This is a genomic window from Azonexus hydrophilus (assembly GCF_038368255.1).
GTDB lineage: Bacteria > Pseudomonadota > Gammaproteobacteria > Burkholderiales > Rhodocyclaceae > Azonexus > Azonexus hydrophilus.
In genome coordinates this window covers 2,206,081-2,222,755 of record NZ_CP151406.1, presented here as the reverse complement: position 1 = coordinate 2,222,755, position 16,675 = coordinate 2,206,081, and the positions used below count along the sequence as shown (strand labels likewise).

Annotated in this window: 16 protein-coding genes; 10 read left to right on the top strand and 6 right to left on the bottom strand. The window is 64.4% G+C overall.

Annotated features, from left to right (window positions below; translation table 11 throughout):
• Positions 1-298: 298 nt before the first annotated feature.
• From phaC to phaR, 4 genes are all read left to right on the top strand, one after another.
• Positions 299-1,981 (top strand): class I poly(R)-hydroxyalkanoic acid synthase, encoded by a 1,683-nt coding sequence (gene phaC, locus AADV58_RS10755; RefSeq protein ID WP_341743160.1) that lies wholly within the window; start codon positions 299-301, stop codon positions 1,979-1,981.
• Positions 1,982-2,009: 28 nt separating this feature from the next.
• The gene (phbB, locus tag AADV58_RS10750) at positions 2,010-2,750 is read left to right on the top strand and encodes an acetoacetyl-CoA reductase (protein WP_028995511.1); all 741 of its coding nucleotides are present in this window, start codon (positions 2,010-2,012) and stop codon (positions 2,748-2,750) included.
• Between the two features lie 44 nt (positions 2,751-2,794).
• The gene (gene phbB, locus AADV58_RS10745) at positions 2,795-3,538 is read left to right on the top strand and encodes an acetoacetyl-CoA reductase (RefSeq protein ID WP_028995512.1); all 744 of its coding nucleotides are present in this window, start codon (positions 2,795-2,797) and stop codon (positions 3,536-3,538) included.
• Positions 3,539-3,629: 91 nt separating this feature from the next.
• The gene (phaR, locus tag AADV58_RS10740; protein ID WP_028995513.1) at positions 3,630-4,175 is read left to right on the top strand and encodes a polyhydroxyalkanoate synthesis repressor PhaR; all 546 of its coding nucleotides are present in this window, start codon (positions 3,630-3,632) and stop codon (positions 4,173-4,175) included.
• A gap of 46 nt (positions 4,176-4,221) precedes the next feature.
• Here the strand turns inward: phaR and AADV58_RS10735 are convergent, their stop codons facing one another.
• The 3 genes from AADV58_RS10735 to AADV58_RS10725 form a co-directional block, all read right to left on the bottom strand.
• Positions 4,222-4,722 (bottom strand): Spy/CpxP family protein refolding chaperone, encoded by a 501-nt coding sequence (locus AADV58_RS10735; protein ID WP_051295459.1) that lies wholly within the window; start codon positions 4,720-4,722, stop codon positions 4,222-4,224.
• Between the two features lie 97 nt (positions 4,723-4,819).
• Complete coding sequence (locus AADV58_RS10730; protein ID WP_341743159.1) at positions 4,820-5,950, bottom strand: alanine--glyoxylate aminotransferase family protein; 1,131 nt, start codon at positions 5,948-5,950, stop codon at positions 4,820-4,822.
• Positions 5,951-6,035: 85 nt separating this feature from the next.
• Entirely contained in the window at positions 6,036-6,944 is a 909-nt protein-coding gene (locus tag AADV58_RS10725) for a LysR family transcriptional regulator (RefSeq protein ID WP_341743158.1), read from the bottom strand.
• A gap of 97 nt (positions 6,945-7,041) precedes the next feature.
• Between AADV58_RS10725 and AADV58_RS10720 the strand changes: the two genes are divergently transcribed.
• The gene (locus AADV58_RS10720) at positions 7,042-7,815 is read left to right on the top strand and encodes a sulfite exporter TauE/SafE family protein (RefSeq protein ID WP_028995516.1); all 774 of its coding nucleotides are present in this window, start codon (positions 7,042-7,044) and stop codon (positions 7,813-7,815) included.
• Between the two features lie 3 nt (positions 7,816-7,818).
• On the opposite strand, the gene AADV58_RS10715 is transcribed toward AADV58_RS10720, so the two are convergent.
• From AADV58_RS10715 to AADV58_RS10705, 3 genes are read right to left on the bottom strand one after another with little or no spacing between them, the layout of a single operon-like run.
• A complete protein-coding gene (locus AADV58_RS10715) occupies positions 7,819-8,577 on the bottom strand; it encodes a fumarate reductase iron-sulfur subunit (protein ID WP_341743157.1) in 759 nt (252 codons plus the stop codon).
• The gene (locus AADV58_RS10710) at positions 8,574-10,553 is read right to left on the bottom strand and encodes a fumarate reductase flavoprotein subunit (RefSeq protein ID WP_341743156.1); all 1,980 of its coding nucleotides are present in this window, start codon (positions 10,551-10,553) and stop codon (positions 8,574-8,576) included. The genes AADV58_RS10715 and AADV58_RS10710 overlap by 4 nt, the downstream gene beginning before the upstream one ends.
• Before the next feature lie 3 nt (positions 10,554-10,556).
• Positions 10,557-11,399, bottom strand: a complete 843-nt coding sequence (locus AADV58_RS10705; RefSeq protein ID WP_341743155.1) for a fumarate reductase cytochrome b subunit — start codon at positions 11,397-11,399, stop codon at positions 10,557-10,559.
• 247 nt (positions 11,400-11,646) lie between these two features.
• On the opposite strand from AADV58_RS10705, the gene AADV58_RS10700 reads away from it, so the two are divergent.
• Genes AADV58_RS10700 through moaD form a run of 5 tightly spaced genes read left to right on the top strand, consistent with a single transcriptional unit; the run spans position 11,647 to position 16,673 of the window.
• On the top strand, positions 11,647-13,572 hold the full coding sequence (locus AADV58_RS10700; protein ID WP_028995522.1) for an ATP-dependent DNA helicase: 1,926 nt from the start codon (positions 11,647-11,649) through the stop codon (positions 13,570-13,572).
• Positions 13,569-14,702 carry a hypothetical protein gene (locus AADV58_RS10695; RefSeq protein WP_028995523.1) on the top strand — a complete coding sequence of 378 codons (1,134 nt, stop codon included), beginning with the start codon at positions 13,569-13,571 and terminating at the stop codon, positions 14,700-14,702. The genes AADV58_RS10700 and AADV58_RS10695 overlap by 4 nt, the downstream gene beginning before the upstream one ends.
• A 17-nt stretch (positions 14,703-14,719) precedes the next feature.
• Positions 14,720-15,217 (top strand): molybdopterin-guanine dinucleotide biosynthesis protein B, encoded by a 498-nt coding sequence (mobB, locus tag AADV58_RS10690; RefSeq protein ID WP_028995524.1) that lies wholly within the window; start codon positions 14,720-14,722, stop codon positions 15,215-15,217.
• Between the two features lie 2 nt (positions 15,218-15,219).
• Positions 15,220-16,428, top strand: a complete 1,209-nt coding sequence (gene glp / locus AADV58_RS10685) for a gephyrin-like molybdotransferase Glp (protein WP_028995525.1) — start codon at positions 15,220-15,222, stop codon at positions 16,426-16,428.
• Positions 16,425-16,673, top strand: a complete 249-nt coding sequence (gene moaD, locus AADV58_RS10680; protein ID WP_028995526.1) for a molybdopterin converting factor subunit 1 — start codon at positions 16,425-16,427, stop codon at positions 16,671-16,673. Before glp ends, moaD begins: the two co-directional genes overlap by 4 nt.
• Positions 16,674-16,675: the final 2 nt, after the last annotated feature.

The following is a 16,675-nucleotide window of genomic DNA, read 5'->3' as shown; positions in this document are numbered from 1 at the left end:
CCGATAGGCGCGACGCTGTCGGCGTACCTTGCTGCCGCTCATCCACAGCAGGATGCTGCAGGGCAGGAGTCCGTAAAAGACAAAGGAAATGACGCCAGCGACAACGCTGGCTTCATTGACGGCGATAAGGAGGGTGACGTAGAGCCACCCGATGGCGATGATGTACATCCGGTAATTATGCATTGACAGTGTCCGGACGGGTATGCAGAATCCAGAAGCTGCAGCCCACGACAACCAGCGAGAACAGAATTCCATGACGCAAGGATCGAACAATAACGAGGCTTTTCTGGGGTCAGCCATGCAGTTCATGCAGGCAGGACAGACCATGGCCCAGCAGTTCATGGAATTTCTCGGCAAGAATGCGCAAGCCCAGGGTAATCAGCCGCCGCAAATCGACCCGCAGGCGCTGACGGCGCTGCAGAAGCGCCTGATGGATCAGCAGATGTCGCTGTGGCAGGCCATGCTCGACAAGCAGAAGGGCGCGCCGCAGGCGTTCAAGGTCGAGCCCGAACCCGGTGACCGCCGTTTTGCCGCACCGGCCTGGCGCGATAGCCCGATCTACGATTACCTGCATCAGGCCTACCTGCTCAATGTCCGTTACCTGAAGGAAATGGTCGAGGTGCTGCCGGCGCAGGACGACAAGGCGCGCGACAAGATGCGTTTCCTGGCCCGCCAGGTGGCCGACGCGATGGCGCCGACCAATTTTGCCGCGACCAACCCGGAATTCATCCAGCTGGCCCTGGAAACCAAGGGCCAGAGCATTACCGACGGCATCAACAACCTGCTCAAGGATTTCGAGAAGGGCCGCATCTCGATGACCGACGAATCGGTGTTCGAGGTCGGCAAGAACATTGCCACCACCGAAGGCGCCGTCGTTTTCGAGAACGAGGTCATGCAGTTGATCCAGTACGCGCCGCTGACCCCCAAGGTTGGCACGCGGCCGCTGCTGGTGGTGCCGCCGTGCATCAACAAGTTCTACATCATGGACCTGCAGCCGGACAATTCGTTGATCCGCTTCCTGGTCGAGCAGGGCAATACCGTATTTCTCGTCTCCTGGCGCAACCCGATGGAAGCGCAGGGCCATCTCGGCTGGGACGATTATCTCGAGCACGGCCCGCTGGCCGCGATTTCGGTGATCCGCGAAATGACCCGGGTCAAGCAGATCAACGCGCTCGGCTTCTGCGTCGGCGGCACCATCCTGACCTCGGCGCTGGGCGTGCTCAAGGCGCGCGGTGAAGACAGCGTCGCCTCGCTGACCTTGCTGACCACGCTGCTCGATTTCTCCGATACCGGCGAGATTGGCCTGTTCATCGACGAGCAGGCGCTGACCACCCGCGAAGCGACGATCGGCCAGGGCGGGCTGCTGCCGGCGCGCGACCTGCAGAATACCTTCTCCTTCCTGCGTGCCAACGACCTGGTCTGGAACTACGTCCAGAACAACTACCTCAAGGGCCAGAAGCCGCAAGCCTTCGACCTGCTTTACTGGAATTCCGATTCGACCAACCTGCCGGGGCCGTTCGCCTGCTGGTACATGCGCAACATGTACCTCGACAACAGCCTGCGCGTGCCCGGCAAGCTGACCATGTGCGGCGAGACGGTCGATCTCGGCAAGCTCGACATGCCGGTCTACCTGCTGGCGACGCGCGAGGATCACATCGTGCCCTGGCAATCGGCTTACTTGAGCACACGTATCCTCGGCGGGAAGCTGCGTTTCGTGCTTGGTGCCTCGGGGCATATTGCCGGCGTGATCAACCCGGCGAGCAAGAACAAGCGCAGTTACTGGATCAACGACGATGTACAAGCGGACGCCGATGCCTGGCTGGCAGGGGCGACCGAAATGAAGGGCAGCTGGTGGCTCGATTGGGCCAACTGGATCAAGGAGCACTGTGGAGAACAGCGCGCCGCGCGCAAGATCGGCACAACAAAATACAAAGCCATCGAGCCGGCACCGGGCCGTTACGTCAGGGAACGTGCGGTCTGATTCCCCAAGTCCGACAAGGAGACAAAAAATGTTGCGAGTTGCACTGATTACCGGCGGTATGGGCGGTCTCGGCGAAGCCATCTGCATCAAGATGGCGGCGCTGGGCTACAAGGTCGTGACCACGCATTCGCCGGGCAATGCCAAGGCGGAGGAGTGGCTGAAGAACATGAACAACATGGGCTACGGCTTCAAGGCCTATCCCTGCGATGTCACCGATTTCGACTCGGCCAAGGCCTGTGTCGAAACCGTCACCCGCGAAGTCGGGCCGATCGACGTGCTGGTCAACAACGCCGGCATCACCCGCGACATGACCTTCAAGAAGATGACCAAGGCCGACTGGGATGCCGTCATCCGCACCAACCTCGACTCCGTCTTCAACATGACCAAGCAGGTCATGGACGGCATGGTCGAGCGCAAGTGGGGGCGCGTCGTCAATGTGTCTTCGGTCAACGGCCAGAAGGGCGCCTTCGGTCAGACCAACTATTCCGCCGCCAAGGCCGGCATGCACGGCTTCACCAAGGCGCTGGCGCTGGAAGTCGCCAAGCAGGGTGTCACGGTCAATACCATCTCGCCGGGTTATATTGGCACCAAGATGGTGACGGCCATTCCGCAGGACATCCTCGATTCCAAGATTCTGCCGCAGATTCCCGTCGGGCGTCTGGGCAAACCAGAAGAAATCGCCGGCCTCGTTGCCTACCTCGCTTCCGATGAAGCGGCGTTCGTCACCGGGGCCAACATTTCCATCAACGGCGGTCAGCATATGTTCTGACCGGCGTTTTTTAACCCCGCTTTATCTATAAGGAAGGAAATAACATGACGCAACGTGTCGCTCTCGTTACCGGTGCCATGGGTGGTCTGGGTACCGCCATTTGCCAGCAACTGGCCCAGGCTGGTCACAAGGTGGTTGCCGCCTATCACCCGCAATTCGACAACAAGGACGCCTGGCTGGCCGAAATGTCTGCTGCCGGTTTCAACGACTTCGTCTGCGTCGGCGGTGACGTCTCCGTGCTGGAAGACTGCCAGAAGATGGTTGCCGAAGCTGAAGCCGCCTGCGGCCAGGTCGACATCCTGATCAACAATGCCGGCATCACCCGTGACCGCATGTTCGCCAAGATGGAAAAGGATGGCTGGGATGCCGTCATCGCCACCAACCTGACCTCGCTGTTCAACATGACCAAGCAAGTCTCCGCCAAGATGGCCGAGCGTGGCTGGGGCCGCATCGTGAACATCTCGTCGGTCAACGGCGTCAAGGGTCAGGCTGGCCAGACCAACTACTCGGCTGCCAAGGCCGGCGTCATCGGCTTCACCAAGGCCCTGGCTGCCGAACTGGCGGCCAAGGGTGTGACGGTCAACGCCATCGCCCCGGGCTATGTGGCCACCAAGATGGTCATGGCGATCAAGCCGGAAGTCCTGCAGACCATCGTCGACTCCGTGCCGATGAAGCGCCTGGCCAAGCCGGAAGAAATCGGCTACGCCTGTTCCTACCTGTGCAACGAACTCTCCGGTTTCACCACCGGCGCCACGATCAACATCAACGGCGGCCTGTACTACCAGTAATTTTGCACTGCACCACAAAGGGGCGCCCATGGGCGCCCTTTTTTTCGGCTATAATGTTGCGCTGCACATAAACCAGTCTTGAGGCTTCAGCATGTCCGAACCGGTTCGCCTGATCAAGAAATATCCCAATCGCCGTCTGTATGACACCAAGACGAGTGCATACATCACGCTGGGAGATGTCAAGGAACTGGTGCTCAAATTCGAGTGCTTCAAGGTGGTGGATGCCAAGAGCGGTGAGGATCTGACCCGCAGCATCCTGCTCCAGATCATCCTGGAAGAGGAAACCGGCGGCGTGCCCCTGTTCTCCTGCGATCTGCTTTCCGGTTTCATCCGCTTCTACGGCAGCACCTCGCAGAACATGCTGGGGCGCTACCTGGAAAACAACATGAAGACCTTCGTCGACTTCCAGCAGAAGCTGCAGGAGCAGTCGCGCACCATGTACGGTAGCGACACGGCCAGCGTGCAGGCAGATTTCTGGAACCAGTTCCTGAATTTCCAGCAGCCGGCGATGCAGAACATGATGACCGCCTACATGGATCAGTCGAAGAAGATGTTCCTGTCGATGCAGGACCAACTGCAGAATCAGACCCGTTCCATGTTCCCGGGATTCCCGCCCGGCGATTCGGGCGACAAGTAAAAAAACGGCCGCAACAGCGGCCGTTTTCACGTGGGGCGGGCGAGGCTCAGGAACGCGGGCCGCGCTCGTCGCGCTTGGCCGGCTTGGTCTCGGCAAGCTGCTTGCGCTGTTCCGGCGTCAGGATGTCCATGACCTTGCGTTCGGCCTGCAGGCGGGACATTTCCATGTCGGCGCGCTGCTTGGCGATCTGGTCGACCAGTTGGCGGGCCTTGGCTTCGCTGTAGTCAGGCGTTGCTTTCAGAGCCTGCAGTTCCTTTTCGCTCTTGCGCAGGCTCTTCATCTGGTCACGCATGGCCGGGGCCTGGGCGTGCATGATGTCGAAAATCTTGTCCTGCTGCGCTTCGCTGAGGTCGAGTCGATGCAGGCCGCGCATGGCCATCTTGTCGCCCATCATGCCGTGGCCGCCATGCATGCTGGTCTGGCGCATGCCGTCCTTGCCGTCACAACCACCGGCCTTGCCGCCGGGATAAGCCATGGCGGCCAGGGGGACGGCGAGGGCGATGCCGGCAACGACGAGCAGACGCTTGGGCTGGATGAAGTGCTTCATGATGTTCTCCTGTGGATGAGCCGGAAATGGACCGGCGACAGGAGGAAGCTTAAGGACATCGACGTAAGCTGTCGTTTGCCATTTGTAAGGAATCGTTTCAGCCGGTCACACCGTCCAGCGCCTTGCTCAGCCGGGCAACCGCCGCTGCCGGGTCGTGCAGCTTGTCCAGACCGAACAGGCCCAGGCGGAAGGTGCGGAAATCGGCCGGCTCGTCGCACATCAGCGGTACGCCGGTAGCGCTCTGCACACCCTGGGCGATGAATTTGCGGCCGTTCTGGATGTCCGGGTCGGTGGTGTAGCTGACGACCACGCCGGGGGCCTGGAAGCCTTCGGCAGCGACGCTGGGGAAACCGCGTTCGACCAGCAGCGCGCGCACGCGCCGGCCGAGTTCCCATTGTTCGGCGCAGACCTTGTCGAAACCGTAAGCCTCGGTTTCGAGCATGACCTGGCGCACCGAGGCCAGGGCGTCGGTCGGCATGGTCGCGTGATAGGCGTGGCTGCCGCTTTCGTAGGCTTCCATGATCTGCAGCCATTTCTTCAGGTCGCAGGCGAAGCTGGTGCTGCTGGTCGCGTCGATATGGGCGCGGGCGCGTTCGCCGAGGGCGATCAGCGCGCAGCACGGCGAGCCGCTCCAGCCCTTTTGCGGGGCGCTGATCAGCACGTCGACATCGTTGGCGGCCATATTCACCCAGACGGTGCCGGAAGCGATGCAGTCGAGCACGAACAGGCCGTCGACCGCGCGCACTGCGGCGCCGACGGCGTGCAGGTAGTCGTCGGGCAGGATCATCCCGGACGAGGTTTCGACATGCGGCGCGAAAACGACTTCCGGCCGGTGCTCGCGGATGGCCGCAACGACTTCCTCGATCGGTGCCGGGGCAAACGGCGCCTGGGCACCGCTGCCTTGCTGGCGGGCCTTGAGGACGATGCTTTCGGACGGGATGTGGCCCATGTCGAAAATCTGCGTCCAGCGGAAGCTGAACCAGCCGTTGCGGATGACCATGACCTTGCGCTGCGTGGCGAACTGGCGGGCCACCGCTTCCATGCCGAAGGTGCCGCTGCCGGGAACGACGATACTGGCCTTGGCGTTGTAAACCTTCTTGACGATGCGCGAGATGTCGCACATGACGCCCTGGAACTGCTGCGACATGTGATTCAGCGCCCGGTCGGTATAGACCACGGAGTATTCGAGCAGGCCGTCGGGATCGGGATGGGGGAGCAGGGCGGGCATGGATGTCTCCGGCTGATGTTGTTGATTAGGGGGCGAGGATAGCGCCGTCCTCGCTTTCCGGCTAGTGCAGGCGTGGTCGTCTGTATCACCAGAGGGCGTCGGATTCACCGCTGGCAAAGCGTCCTTGCAGGAAGTCGAGGAAGGTGCGCACCTTGGCCGAGAGTTGGTGACGCTGCGGATAGAGTGCGTGGATGTCGGCCGAGATGCCCGCCCAGTCGGGCAGTACGCGGACCAGCCGGCCGCTGCGCAGGTCGGCGGCGATGTCCCATTCCGAGCGCAGGATGATGCCGTGCCCGGCCAGCGCCCAGTCAACGGCGATTTCGCCGTGATTGACGGCGAGCGGACTGCGCACCTTGACGGTGACCTGCTGGTTGCCGTCGGTCAGTTGCCAGTTGTTGAAGGCGCGCTCGTGTTCACGGATGACGATGCAGTCGTGCGCCTGCAGGTCGCGCGGCGTTTGCGGCACGCCGTGGGCAGCGAGGTAGGCAGGGGCGGCGCACAGCAGACGGCGGTTGGGCGCGATGCGGCGGGCCAGGATACGCGCATCCGGCGGCGGGCCGAAACGGATGGCGATGTCGAGTGCGTGCTCTGTCAGGTCGAGCGTGCGGTCGGAGAGGTGGAGGATGACCTCGATGTCCGGCCAGTCGCGAACGAAATCCGAAATTGCCGGGCCGAGGTGACGACGGCCGAACCCGAAGCCGGCGTTGATGCGCAGCAAGCCCTGTGGTCGTTCGCGGCTGTCGAGCAGCGAGCGCTCCAGGCGCTCGATGTCGCGCAGGATCTGTTCGCCGTCTTCCAGATAGCGTTCGCCTTCCGGCGTCAGACTGAGCCGGCGCGTGGTCCGGTTGAGCAGGCGCACGCCCAGTCGCTGTTCCAGCGCGGCCAGCCGTCGACTCACCGCCGGCGGCGTGATGCCGAGCGCCTGCGCCGCCGCTGCCAGGCTGGGCTGGCGGGCAAGCAGGCTGAAGAAGGCGAGGTCGGGGACGTCGTTCATTCGTGCTTTAAACGCAATAATAAATTGAATTTTGCGCCATTGTATCTTTCGCTGTGCTGAATATCATGGCTTTTCCCTCATTGACCGCAACATTCACATGCCGCTGCTCCACCTGCTTCCCCTTGCCGATCTCTCGCTGGCGCTGGCCATTGGCGCTGCCTTGGGTTTCTTCGGTGGCCTGTTCGGCATCGGCGGCGGCATCATCGCCATTCCGCTGTTCGTGCTCGCCTTCGCCATGGATCAGGCGATGGCCCAGGGCACGGCGCTGGTGCTGATGGTGCCGAACCTGCTGATCGGCTGGTGGCGTTACAGCCGCAAACATCCGGTCGGCTGGCGGGCGGTGCTGGCGATTGCGCTGCCGGCGACGCTGACCACCTGGCTGCTGGCGCATTTCGCGACGCGGCTCGACGCGCAATTGCTTGGTCACCTGTTCTGCGCCTTCCTTGGCATCCTCGCGCTGCGCCTGCTCTGGCAGGGACGTTGCGGGCGCGAACCGCTCACCGGCGTACCGTTGCGCCCGGCGGCGCTGCCGCTGGTCGGCGTTGCCGGCGGCAGCAGCATGGGCTTGCTCGGCATCGGCGGCGGCCTGGTCGCCACGCCGCTGCTCTCCGGCTGGCTCGGTCAGCGCCAGACCGTGGCGCAAAGCCTGGCGCTGGCCCTGGTCGCGCCGAGTTCGCTGGTCGCACTCAGCGCCTACGCCGGCGCCCAGCGCGTAGACTGGAGCCTAGGCCTGCCGATGGCGCTCGGTGGCATGTTCACCGTCGCTGCCGGCGTTGCGCTCGCGCACAAACTGCCGGAACGCCGCATGCGCGCAGCCTTCGCCTGGATGCTGCTGGCCACGGCGTTGTGGCTGGCGCTGGCGCCGCGCTGAAATTCAGCGCCAGCCCTCAACCGCCATCTTGCGGCGCAGGAAAGCAATCTGTGTCTGCAGCGGCAGATCCTTTGGGCAGATGTCGTGGCAGCCGAGCAGGCTCATACAGCCGAAGACGCCGTCGTCGTCGCCGATCAACTCAAAAAACTCGGCGTCGCTACGGGTGTCGCGCGGGTCGAGGCGGAAGCGGGCGATCTTGTTGAGGCCGACGGCGCCGACGAAGTTTTCGTTCATCTGTGCCGTGCCGCAGCCGGCGATGCAGCAGCCGCATTCGATGCAGCGGTCGAGTTCGTAGATGGCTTCGGCCAGTGCCGGTTCCATGCGCGCTTCGAGGGCGTCGAGGTCGACGGCTTCGCTTTGCGCGATCCAGGTTTGCAGGCGTTCGGCAGTGCCGCGCATCCACTTGCCGGTATTCACCGACAGATCCCCGATCAGCTCGAAGAAGGGCAGCGGGGCGAGGGTGATGTCGCTGCCGTAGTCGCGCGTCAGCGTGCGGCAGGCGAGCGCCGGTCGGCCGTCGACCAGCATTGCGCAACTGCCACAGATGCCGGCGCGGCAGACGAAGTCGAACTGCAGGGAAGGGTCTTGCGTCGCGCGGATTTCATTGAGCGCGATGAACAGCGTCATGCCTTCCGCTTCTTCCAGCTCGAAGGCCTGCAGATAAGGTTTGCTTGCCGGATCGGCCGGGTTGCAGCGCAGGATGTGCAGGGTCAGCCGGCGCGGCGCCTGACCCGGTTTCGGTTTGCGGAACAGGGTGATCATGCGTTCTCTCCAAGGTGCGCATTGTCCCCGCGCAAATGCTCCGGCAGCAGATGGCGGAAAGGCATCAGCGCGGCTTGCACGGCGTGCCGGTCGCTGCCGGCCAGGGCGGCACGGGTGGCGTCGACTTCGGCCTGGCGGCTGGCGGTTAGCGGGTGTTCGATGGCATCGCGCGTGCCGTAGCCGCGCCAGCCAGGTGGTAGTTCCATGCGGGTGATGTCGAGCGGCTCGTAATTCAAGGTCGGCAAGGTTTGCTCGCTGTCGGGCCAGCTTGCCAGCGTGCGCTTGAGCCAGTCGGCGTCATTACGCTGCGGGTAATCCTCGCGGAAATGCGCGCCGCGGCTTTCCGTGCGCTGCAAGGCACCGTAGCTGACGCACAGCGCCAGCTTGAGCATCTTCTGCAGGCGCCAGGCCAGCGTCAGTTCGGGGTCGGCGCCGCCGCGCCGGCCGGAAAGGCCGAGGTCGCGGCTGCGCAAAAGCAGGCTTTGCAGCGTGTTGACCGCAGCATTCATGGCTTCACCATGGCGGACGATGCCGACCTGGGCGGTCATTGTCGATTGCATTTCGCGCAGCAGCAGGCTGGCGCTTTCCTGGCCGTGGTGATTGGCGATCGCGGCAAACTCCGCCTGCGCGCGCTCGAAACATTGGCGGATCAGCGCGGTGGAAACGGTCAGTTCGCCGTCCGGCGAAGCGCAGAAATCGGCGATGGCGGTGCCGACGATCATTCCGGAAACCACGGTTTCGGCCACCGAGTTGCCGCCCAGCCGATTGAATCCGTGCAGGTCCCAGCAGGCCGCTTCGCCGCAGGCGAACAGACCCTTGAGGCCGCGTGCCGCGCCCTGCGCGTCGGTGCGGATGCCGCCCATCGAATAATGCTGGGCCGGGCGCACCGGAATCCACTGCTTGGCCGGGTCGATGCCGAGGAAGTACTGGCAGATTTCCTTCACTTCGCGCAGCTTGTGATTGATGTGGGCGGCGCCGAGCAGCGTGATGTCCAGCCACAGATGCTGGCCGAAACGGTTGCTGGCGCCCTTGCCGGCCTTGATGTGCGCTTCCATGCGCCGCGACACCACGTCGCGCGACGCCAGTTCCTTCTTTTCCGGCTCGTAGTCGGGCATGAAGCGGTGGCCATCGACATCGCGCAGCAGGCCGCCGTCACCCCGGCAACCTTCGGTGACCAGGATGCCGGCGGGGAAGATCGCGGTCGGGTGGAACTGGATCGCTTCCATGTTGGCCAGCGGCACGACGCCGGTGTCCAGCGCGATGGCAGCGCCGATGCCTTCGTTGATGACGGCGTTGGTGGTCGCCTGGTAGAGCCGGCCGAAGCCGCCGGTGGCAATGCAGGTGGCTTTGGCGACATAGGCTGTCAGTTTGCCGTCGATCAGGTTGCGGACGATGGCGCCGTGGCAGCGTTCGCCGTCGTGGATCAGCGCCACCGTTTCGCGCCGCTCGTGCACCGGAATACCTTCGGCAACGGTCTGGTCGCTGACCGCGTACAGCATCGCGTGGCCGGTGCCGTCGGCGACGTAGCAGGTGCGCCATTTGCGCGTGCCGCCGAAATCGCGGGCGGTGATCAGGCCGTGCGCGTCGGCGCTTTCCGTCAGCGTCACCGGCTTGCCGTCGATGATCACTGTGCGTTCACCGGCCTCGACGCGGTTCCACGGCACGCCCCAGGCTGCCAGTTCGCGCACCGCCTTCGGCGCCACGTGCGTAAACATGCGCGCGACTTCCTGGTCGCAGCCCCAGTCGCTGCCGCGTACGGTGTCCTCGAAATGGACGTCCTCGTTGTCGCCAGCGCCTTTCAGTGCATTGGCCAAGCTGGCTTGCATGCCGCCCTGGGCAGCGGCCGAATGCGAGCGCTTGGGCGGTACCAGGCTGAGGATGATCACTTGCTGGCCGCGTTTCTTTGCTGCCAGACCGGCGCGCAGGCCGGCCAGTCCGCCGCCGATGACGAGGACGTCGCTGTGGATGATGTCCATGATTCAGTGCTTTCCGTGGTCGACCGTCGTCTGTCCCGGCGGCAGGTAGCGCTCGCCGGCGCGGTCGGCGTGGGCGCGACCCAGGTCGATGTAGGCCAGCAGCGTGACCAGGCCGAGGGTGATGAAGAAGGCGCTGAAGGCGTGGCGGATGTGGCGCAGGCGACGGCGTCCGGCATTGGCGTCATCACCGACGAACCAGCCCCATTTGACCGCCAGCCGGTACAGGCCGATACCGCCATGGACTTCGGCGGTGAACAGCAGCGCCAGATAGATCGGCCACATGCCGCCGGTCCATACGCGGTCGGCGGATTCATACGGGCCGATCAGCTGCGGTTGGCTGACCATGTCGTAAAGATGGATGGTGGTCAGGAAAAACAGCGCGAAGCCGGTCATCACCTGCAGCCACCACAAGCTGGTGTCGCCGTGGCGCAGCCGGCGCCGATGGGTGGAGAAGGCGTGGTACTGGCGATAGCCGGCGGGGATTTTCCGCATCGCCAGCCAGGCATGGGCAACCAGCAGGCCGGTGACGCCAGCGGCAACCATCGACACCAGCGCCGGCTGCGGCTCACCGAACAACCATCCGCCCTCGAAGAAACGGGCGACGCTGTAGAACAGCTCGTGGCTGATCAGGATGGTCGCGACAAAAAACATGTGGGCGACGAGAAACAACGCCAGCACCAGGCCGCTGAGGCTCTGCAGCAGGTCAAGACGGGCCGGCCAGCGGCTGTTGGCCGGCTGGGCATCGGAGAGTACCCGGTGGGCCCGGTCGTTTTGCTGTGGGCGGGCGGCGACTGGGGGATTTTCCGGAAGGGCGGGGGCGAGGGCGGTTTTGGCGATTTGGCGCATGGCTGATCTTCCTTTCCGGACGCTTTTCTGGCTGTTGTTATGGCTGCAATTTATCACGCCCGGAACGAATTGCCGACAATTAATTGTGCAATGCAACAATTCGTAATGTTCTGTCTATCAATTGTTTTATTGCTTTGGTGGTTTTCAATGCGGCGGTGCAGCATGGTGTTTCCGATGCTTGCTGCCGGCTTCTGTTAAGATGCTGCGGGCCGCATCCGCCGCCTAGACCTCCCCCGAAAACCGCACCTTGTCTACCCTCCAGGAAATCTTCTCGCCCGATGGCGCCTTTGCGCGTGCCATCGACGGCTACCGCATTCGTCCGCAACAGGTCGAAATGGCCGAGCGCATCGCCGAGGCCATCAAGAACAACGCGGTGTTCATCGCCGAAGCCGGTACCGGCACCGGCAAGACCTTCGCCTACCTGGTGCCGGCGCTGAAGTCGAACGGCAAGGTGATCGTGTCGACCGGGACCAAGACGCTGCAGGACCAGTTGTTCAACAAGGATCTGCCGACCGTGCGCGACATCCTCAAGGCGCCGGTCAAGATTGCGCTGCTCAAGGGTCGCGCCAATTACGTCTGTCCCTACCACCTGCAACGCTCGCTCGCCGACGGTCGTTTCCTGACCCGCGAGGACGCCGCCGACGCCCGCCGCATCTCGGTTTTCGCCAAGACAACGCAGAGCGGCGACAAGGCCGAGTGCGTCGAGGTGAACGAAAACTCGCCGGTGTGGGGGCACGTCACCTCGACGCGCGACAACTGCCTCGGTCAGGAATGCCCGGACTACAAGGAATGCTTCGTCATGCAGGCGCGCAAGGAGGCGATGGCGGCCGATCTGGTGGTGGTCAATCACCACCTGTTCTTTGCCGACGTGATGCTGCGCGACGAGGGCATGGCCGAACTCCTGCCGGCCTGCAACACGGTGATCTTCGACGAGGCGCACCAGTTGCCGGAAGTGGCGACGCTGTTCTTCGGCGACAGCGTGTCGACCGCGCAATTCCTCGATCTCGCCCGCGATGCGCGGACCGAGGCGCTGACTCACGCCCGTGACTGCCTCGATCTGCCGGTCGCCAGCAAGTCGCTGGAGAAGGCGGCCAAGGATCTGCGCCTGGCCGTCGGCATCGACGCCGGCCGTTTTTCCGCCGGCCAGTTGCTGGAAAAACCGGAATTCGCCCCGGCACTGCAGGGGCTGCTCGAAGAAATCGCCCGCTTTGCCGCCATCCTCGAAACCCAGGCCGAGCGCGCCGAAGGGCTGGAAAAATGCTGGCAGCGCGCCGGCGAACTGGTCCAGCGCCTGAGTCAGTGGCAGCAGCCGGCCGACGCCGGCTATGTGTATTGGGGTGAGGCTTTCACCCACTCGCTGCAACTGAACGCGACGCCGCTCGACGTCGCCAACATCTTCCGCAAGCAGATGGGCGGTCATCCGCGCGCCTGGATCTTCACCTCGGCAACGCTAGCCGTGCAGGGCAAATTCCACCATTACTGCGCCGAACTCGGCCTCGGCGAACCGGATTCGGCCTGCTGGCACAGTCCCTTCGACTACGGCGAGCAGGCCGTGCTCTACGCGCCGCTGGGCATGCCCGACCCGAACGCCTGGAACTACACCGAGTCCGTCGTCGACGCCGCATGGCCGGCGGTCAAGGCGGCCGGTGGCGGTGCCTTCTTCCTGTGCACCAGTCTGCGCGCGATGCGCCGTACCCACGAACTGCTCAAGGCCAGGCTCGAAGACGAAGGCCTCGACATGCCGCTGCTGGTTCAGGGCGAGGGCAGCAAGAACGACCTGCTGCAGCGCTTCCGCCACCACGGCGCGGCGATCCTGGTCGGCAGCCAGAGTTTCTGGGAAGGCGTCGACGTGCGCGGCGAGGCGCTGTCGCTGGTGGTCATCGACAAAATTCCCTTCGCACCGCCCGACGATCCGGTGCTGGCGGCACGCATCGAGGAAATGAAGAAGCAGGGCCGCAACGCCTTCATGGAATACCAGCTGCCGCGCGCCGTGATCAACGTCAAGCAGGGCGCCGGCCGGCTGATCCGCGACGAGACCGACAAGGGCGTGCTGATGATCTGCGATCCACGACTTATATCAAAGCCTTACGGCCGTCGCGTATGGCAAAGTCTGCCACCGATGAAGCGCACCCGCGAACTGCAGGTCGTCCTCGACTTTTTTGCCAACCGATGAAAACCACCTTCGACCAACTGGCCGCCCGCCAGCCGCAACTTTTCTCTGCCGCCGACATCCGCGTCGACAAGGCGCAGCTCGAAGCCATGGCCGAGATTGTCGGCGCCATCGAGATGGTCCTGGCCTTGCCCGCCTTCCGCGCCGAGGTGCTCGCCCGGGCGCCGGAAAGCGCGCGCTGGCCGGTCGTCGCGCGCAGCGTGTTCATGGGCTACGACTTCCATCTGACGCCGGCCGGCCCGAAACTCATCGAGATCAACACCAATGCCGGCGGTGGTCTGCTCAACGCCTACCTGCTCGCCGCGCACGGCCATGCCGACGAGGCGGCCACCTTCGTTGCCGAGATCCTCGAGATGTTCCGCGCCGAATGGCGGCTGGAACGCGGCGACGCGCCGCTGACGCGCATCGCCATCGTCGATGAAGCGCCGGCCGGGCAGTTTCTGGCGCCGGAGTTCGAGTTGTTCCGCGATCTGTTCGCCGCCAACGGCATCGATGCGGTGATCGCCGACCCGGCCGATTTCGTCCGCGACGGCCAGCGTCTGCTTCACGACGGCCAGCCGATCGATCTGGTGTACAACCGGCTGACCGATTTCTATCTCGAAGGCGAGCCCTGCCGCGCCATCCGCGCACTCTTCCAGGCCGGCGGCGTGGTCCTGACCCCGCATCCGGCGGCGCACGCCACACATGCCGACAAGCGCCACCTGATGCTTTTGTCCGATGCCGACAAGCTCGCCGCGCTCGGCATCGATGCCGCCACGCAGCGCATCCTGCTGGCTGGCGTGCCGCGCACCATCGCCGTCGATCCGGCGCAGGCCGAAACGCTGTGGGCCGAGCGCAAGCGCTGGTTCTTCAAGCCGCCCACCGGCTTCGGCAGTCGCGCCGCCTATCGCGGCGACAAGCTGACCAAGCGCGTCTTCGAAGACATCCTCGCCGGCCACTACATTGCCCAGGAAATCGCGCCGCCGTCCGAGCACGAGGTCATCGTCAATGGCGAGGCGCAGACGATGAAGGCCGACTTCCGCTGCTTCGTATACGACGGCCATATCCAGTGTGTCGCCGCCCGCCTGTATCAGGGGCAGACGACCAATTTCCGTACTCCCGGCGGCGGTTTCGCGCCGGTGTTTGCGGCTTGAACAGGTAGAATTCGGCCATGAAAGTTTTTGGCATCGCCGGCTGGTCCGGCTCCGGCAAGACGACGCTGCTGGAAAAGCTGATTCCGGCGCTGACCGCGCGCGGCCTCAAGGTCTCGGTGATCAAGCACGCGCACCACGGTTTCGACATCGACAAACCCGGCAAGGATTCCTACCGCCACCGCGAGGCCGGCGCCTCCGAAGTCATGCTCGCCTGCGGCACGCGCTGGGCGCTGATGCACGAATGCCGCGACGAACCCGAGCCGCAACTGGCCGACCTGCTGACCCGACTGGCGCCGTGCGACCTAGTGCTGGTCGAAGGCTTCAAGCAGGAACCGGTGCCCAAGCTGGAAGTCCACCGGCCGGCCAGCGGCAAGCCGCCACTGTTCGCCGAGCGCGACGACATCGTCGCCGTGGCCAGCGACGAAGCTATTGCCGCGACCATTCCGGTGCTGCCGCTCAACGACATCGCCGCCGTCGCCGACTTCATCGTCGATCACTGCCAACTCAAGGTCTGACCATGCTCAGTTACGAACAAGCGCTTGAACAACTGCTCGCCGCTGCCAGCCCGGTGGCCGAAACCCGCCATGTGCCGATTACCGCCGCCGCTGGCCGCGTGCTGGCGCAGGCGCAGGTAGCCACGGTGAATGTGCCGCCGCTCGACAATTCGGCGATGGACGGCTACGCTGTGCGCCTGGCCGATGTGGCGCAGATCGGCGTGACCTTGCCGGTCAGCCAGCGCATTCCCGCCGGCACGGTCGGCAGTGCACTGCAGCCCGGCACCGCCGCCCGCATCTTCACCGGCGCGCCGGTGCCGCCCGGCTGCGACGCGGTGATCATGCAGGAACGCTGCGAAGCCGTCGGCGACAGCGTCGTCATCAACCACGTCCCGCGCGATGGCGAGAACATCCGCCGCAGCGGCGAGGACATCGCCACCGGTAACGAAATCCTGCCCGCCGGCATCCGCCTGCGCGCCCAGGAAATCGCGCTCGCCGCCTCGGCCGGCCTGCCGGAACTGCCGGTGCATCGGCGCGTTCGCGTCGGCATGTTCTTTACCGGCGACGAACTGGTCCAGCCCGGCGAGCCGCTGCCGCCCGGCGCCATCTACAACTCCAACCGCTACGCGCTGCGCGCACTGCTCGAAGGCCTGGGCTGCGAAGTGCGCGACCTCGGCAGCGTGCCCGATTGCCTCGACGCCACCCGCGACGCACTGCGCCGCGCCGCCGCCGACAACGACCTGATCGTCACCAGCGGCGGCGTCTCGGTCGGCGAGGAAGACCACGTCAAACCGGCGGTCGAAGCCGAAGGCCGGCTCGACATGTGGAAGATCGCGATCAAGCCGGGCAAGCCGCTGGCTTTCGGCGAAGTCAATAAACCGGAAGGTGGCACCGCCTGGTTCATCGGCCTGCCGGGCAACCCGGTCGCCGCCTTTGTCACCTGCCTGATGCTGGTCCGCCCCTTCATCCTGCGCCTGCAAGGCGTTGCCGACGTGCGCCCCAAGGTGCTGCCGCTGACTGCCGATTTCACCTGGAGCCGGCCGGACAGCCGCCTCGAATTCCTGCGCGCCCGGATCAACGACGCCGGCCGCGTCGAGCTTTACCCGAACCAGGGCTCGGCCGTCGTCACCTCGCTGTGCTGGAGCGACGGGCTGGTCCTCAATCCGCCGGGACAGGCGGTTCAAGCGGGCGACAGCGTCCGCTTCGTCACTTTTGCGGAGTTGCTGGCATGAGCGTGAACATCCTTTACTTCGCCAGCCTGCGCGAAGCCTTCGGTACTGCCGGCGAAACCGTCGAGTTGCCGGCCGGCGTCGCCACCGTTGGCCAGTTGCGCGACTGGCTGGTCGGGCAGGGCAGGGCCGAACTGGCGACCGCCAAGAACCTGCGCTGCGCGGTCAACCAGGAAATGTGCAAGGCCGACGCGCCGGTCAAGGCCGGCGACGAAATTGCCTTCTTCCCGCCCGTGACCGGAGGCTGAAC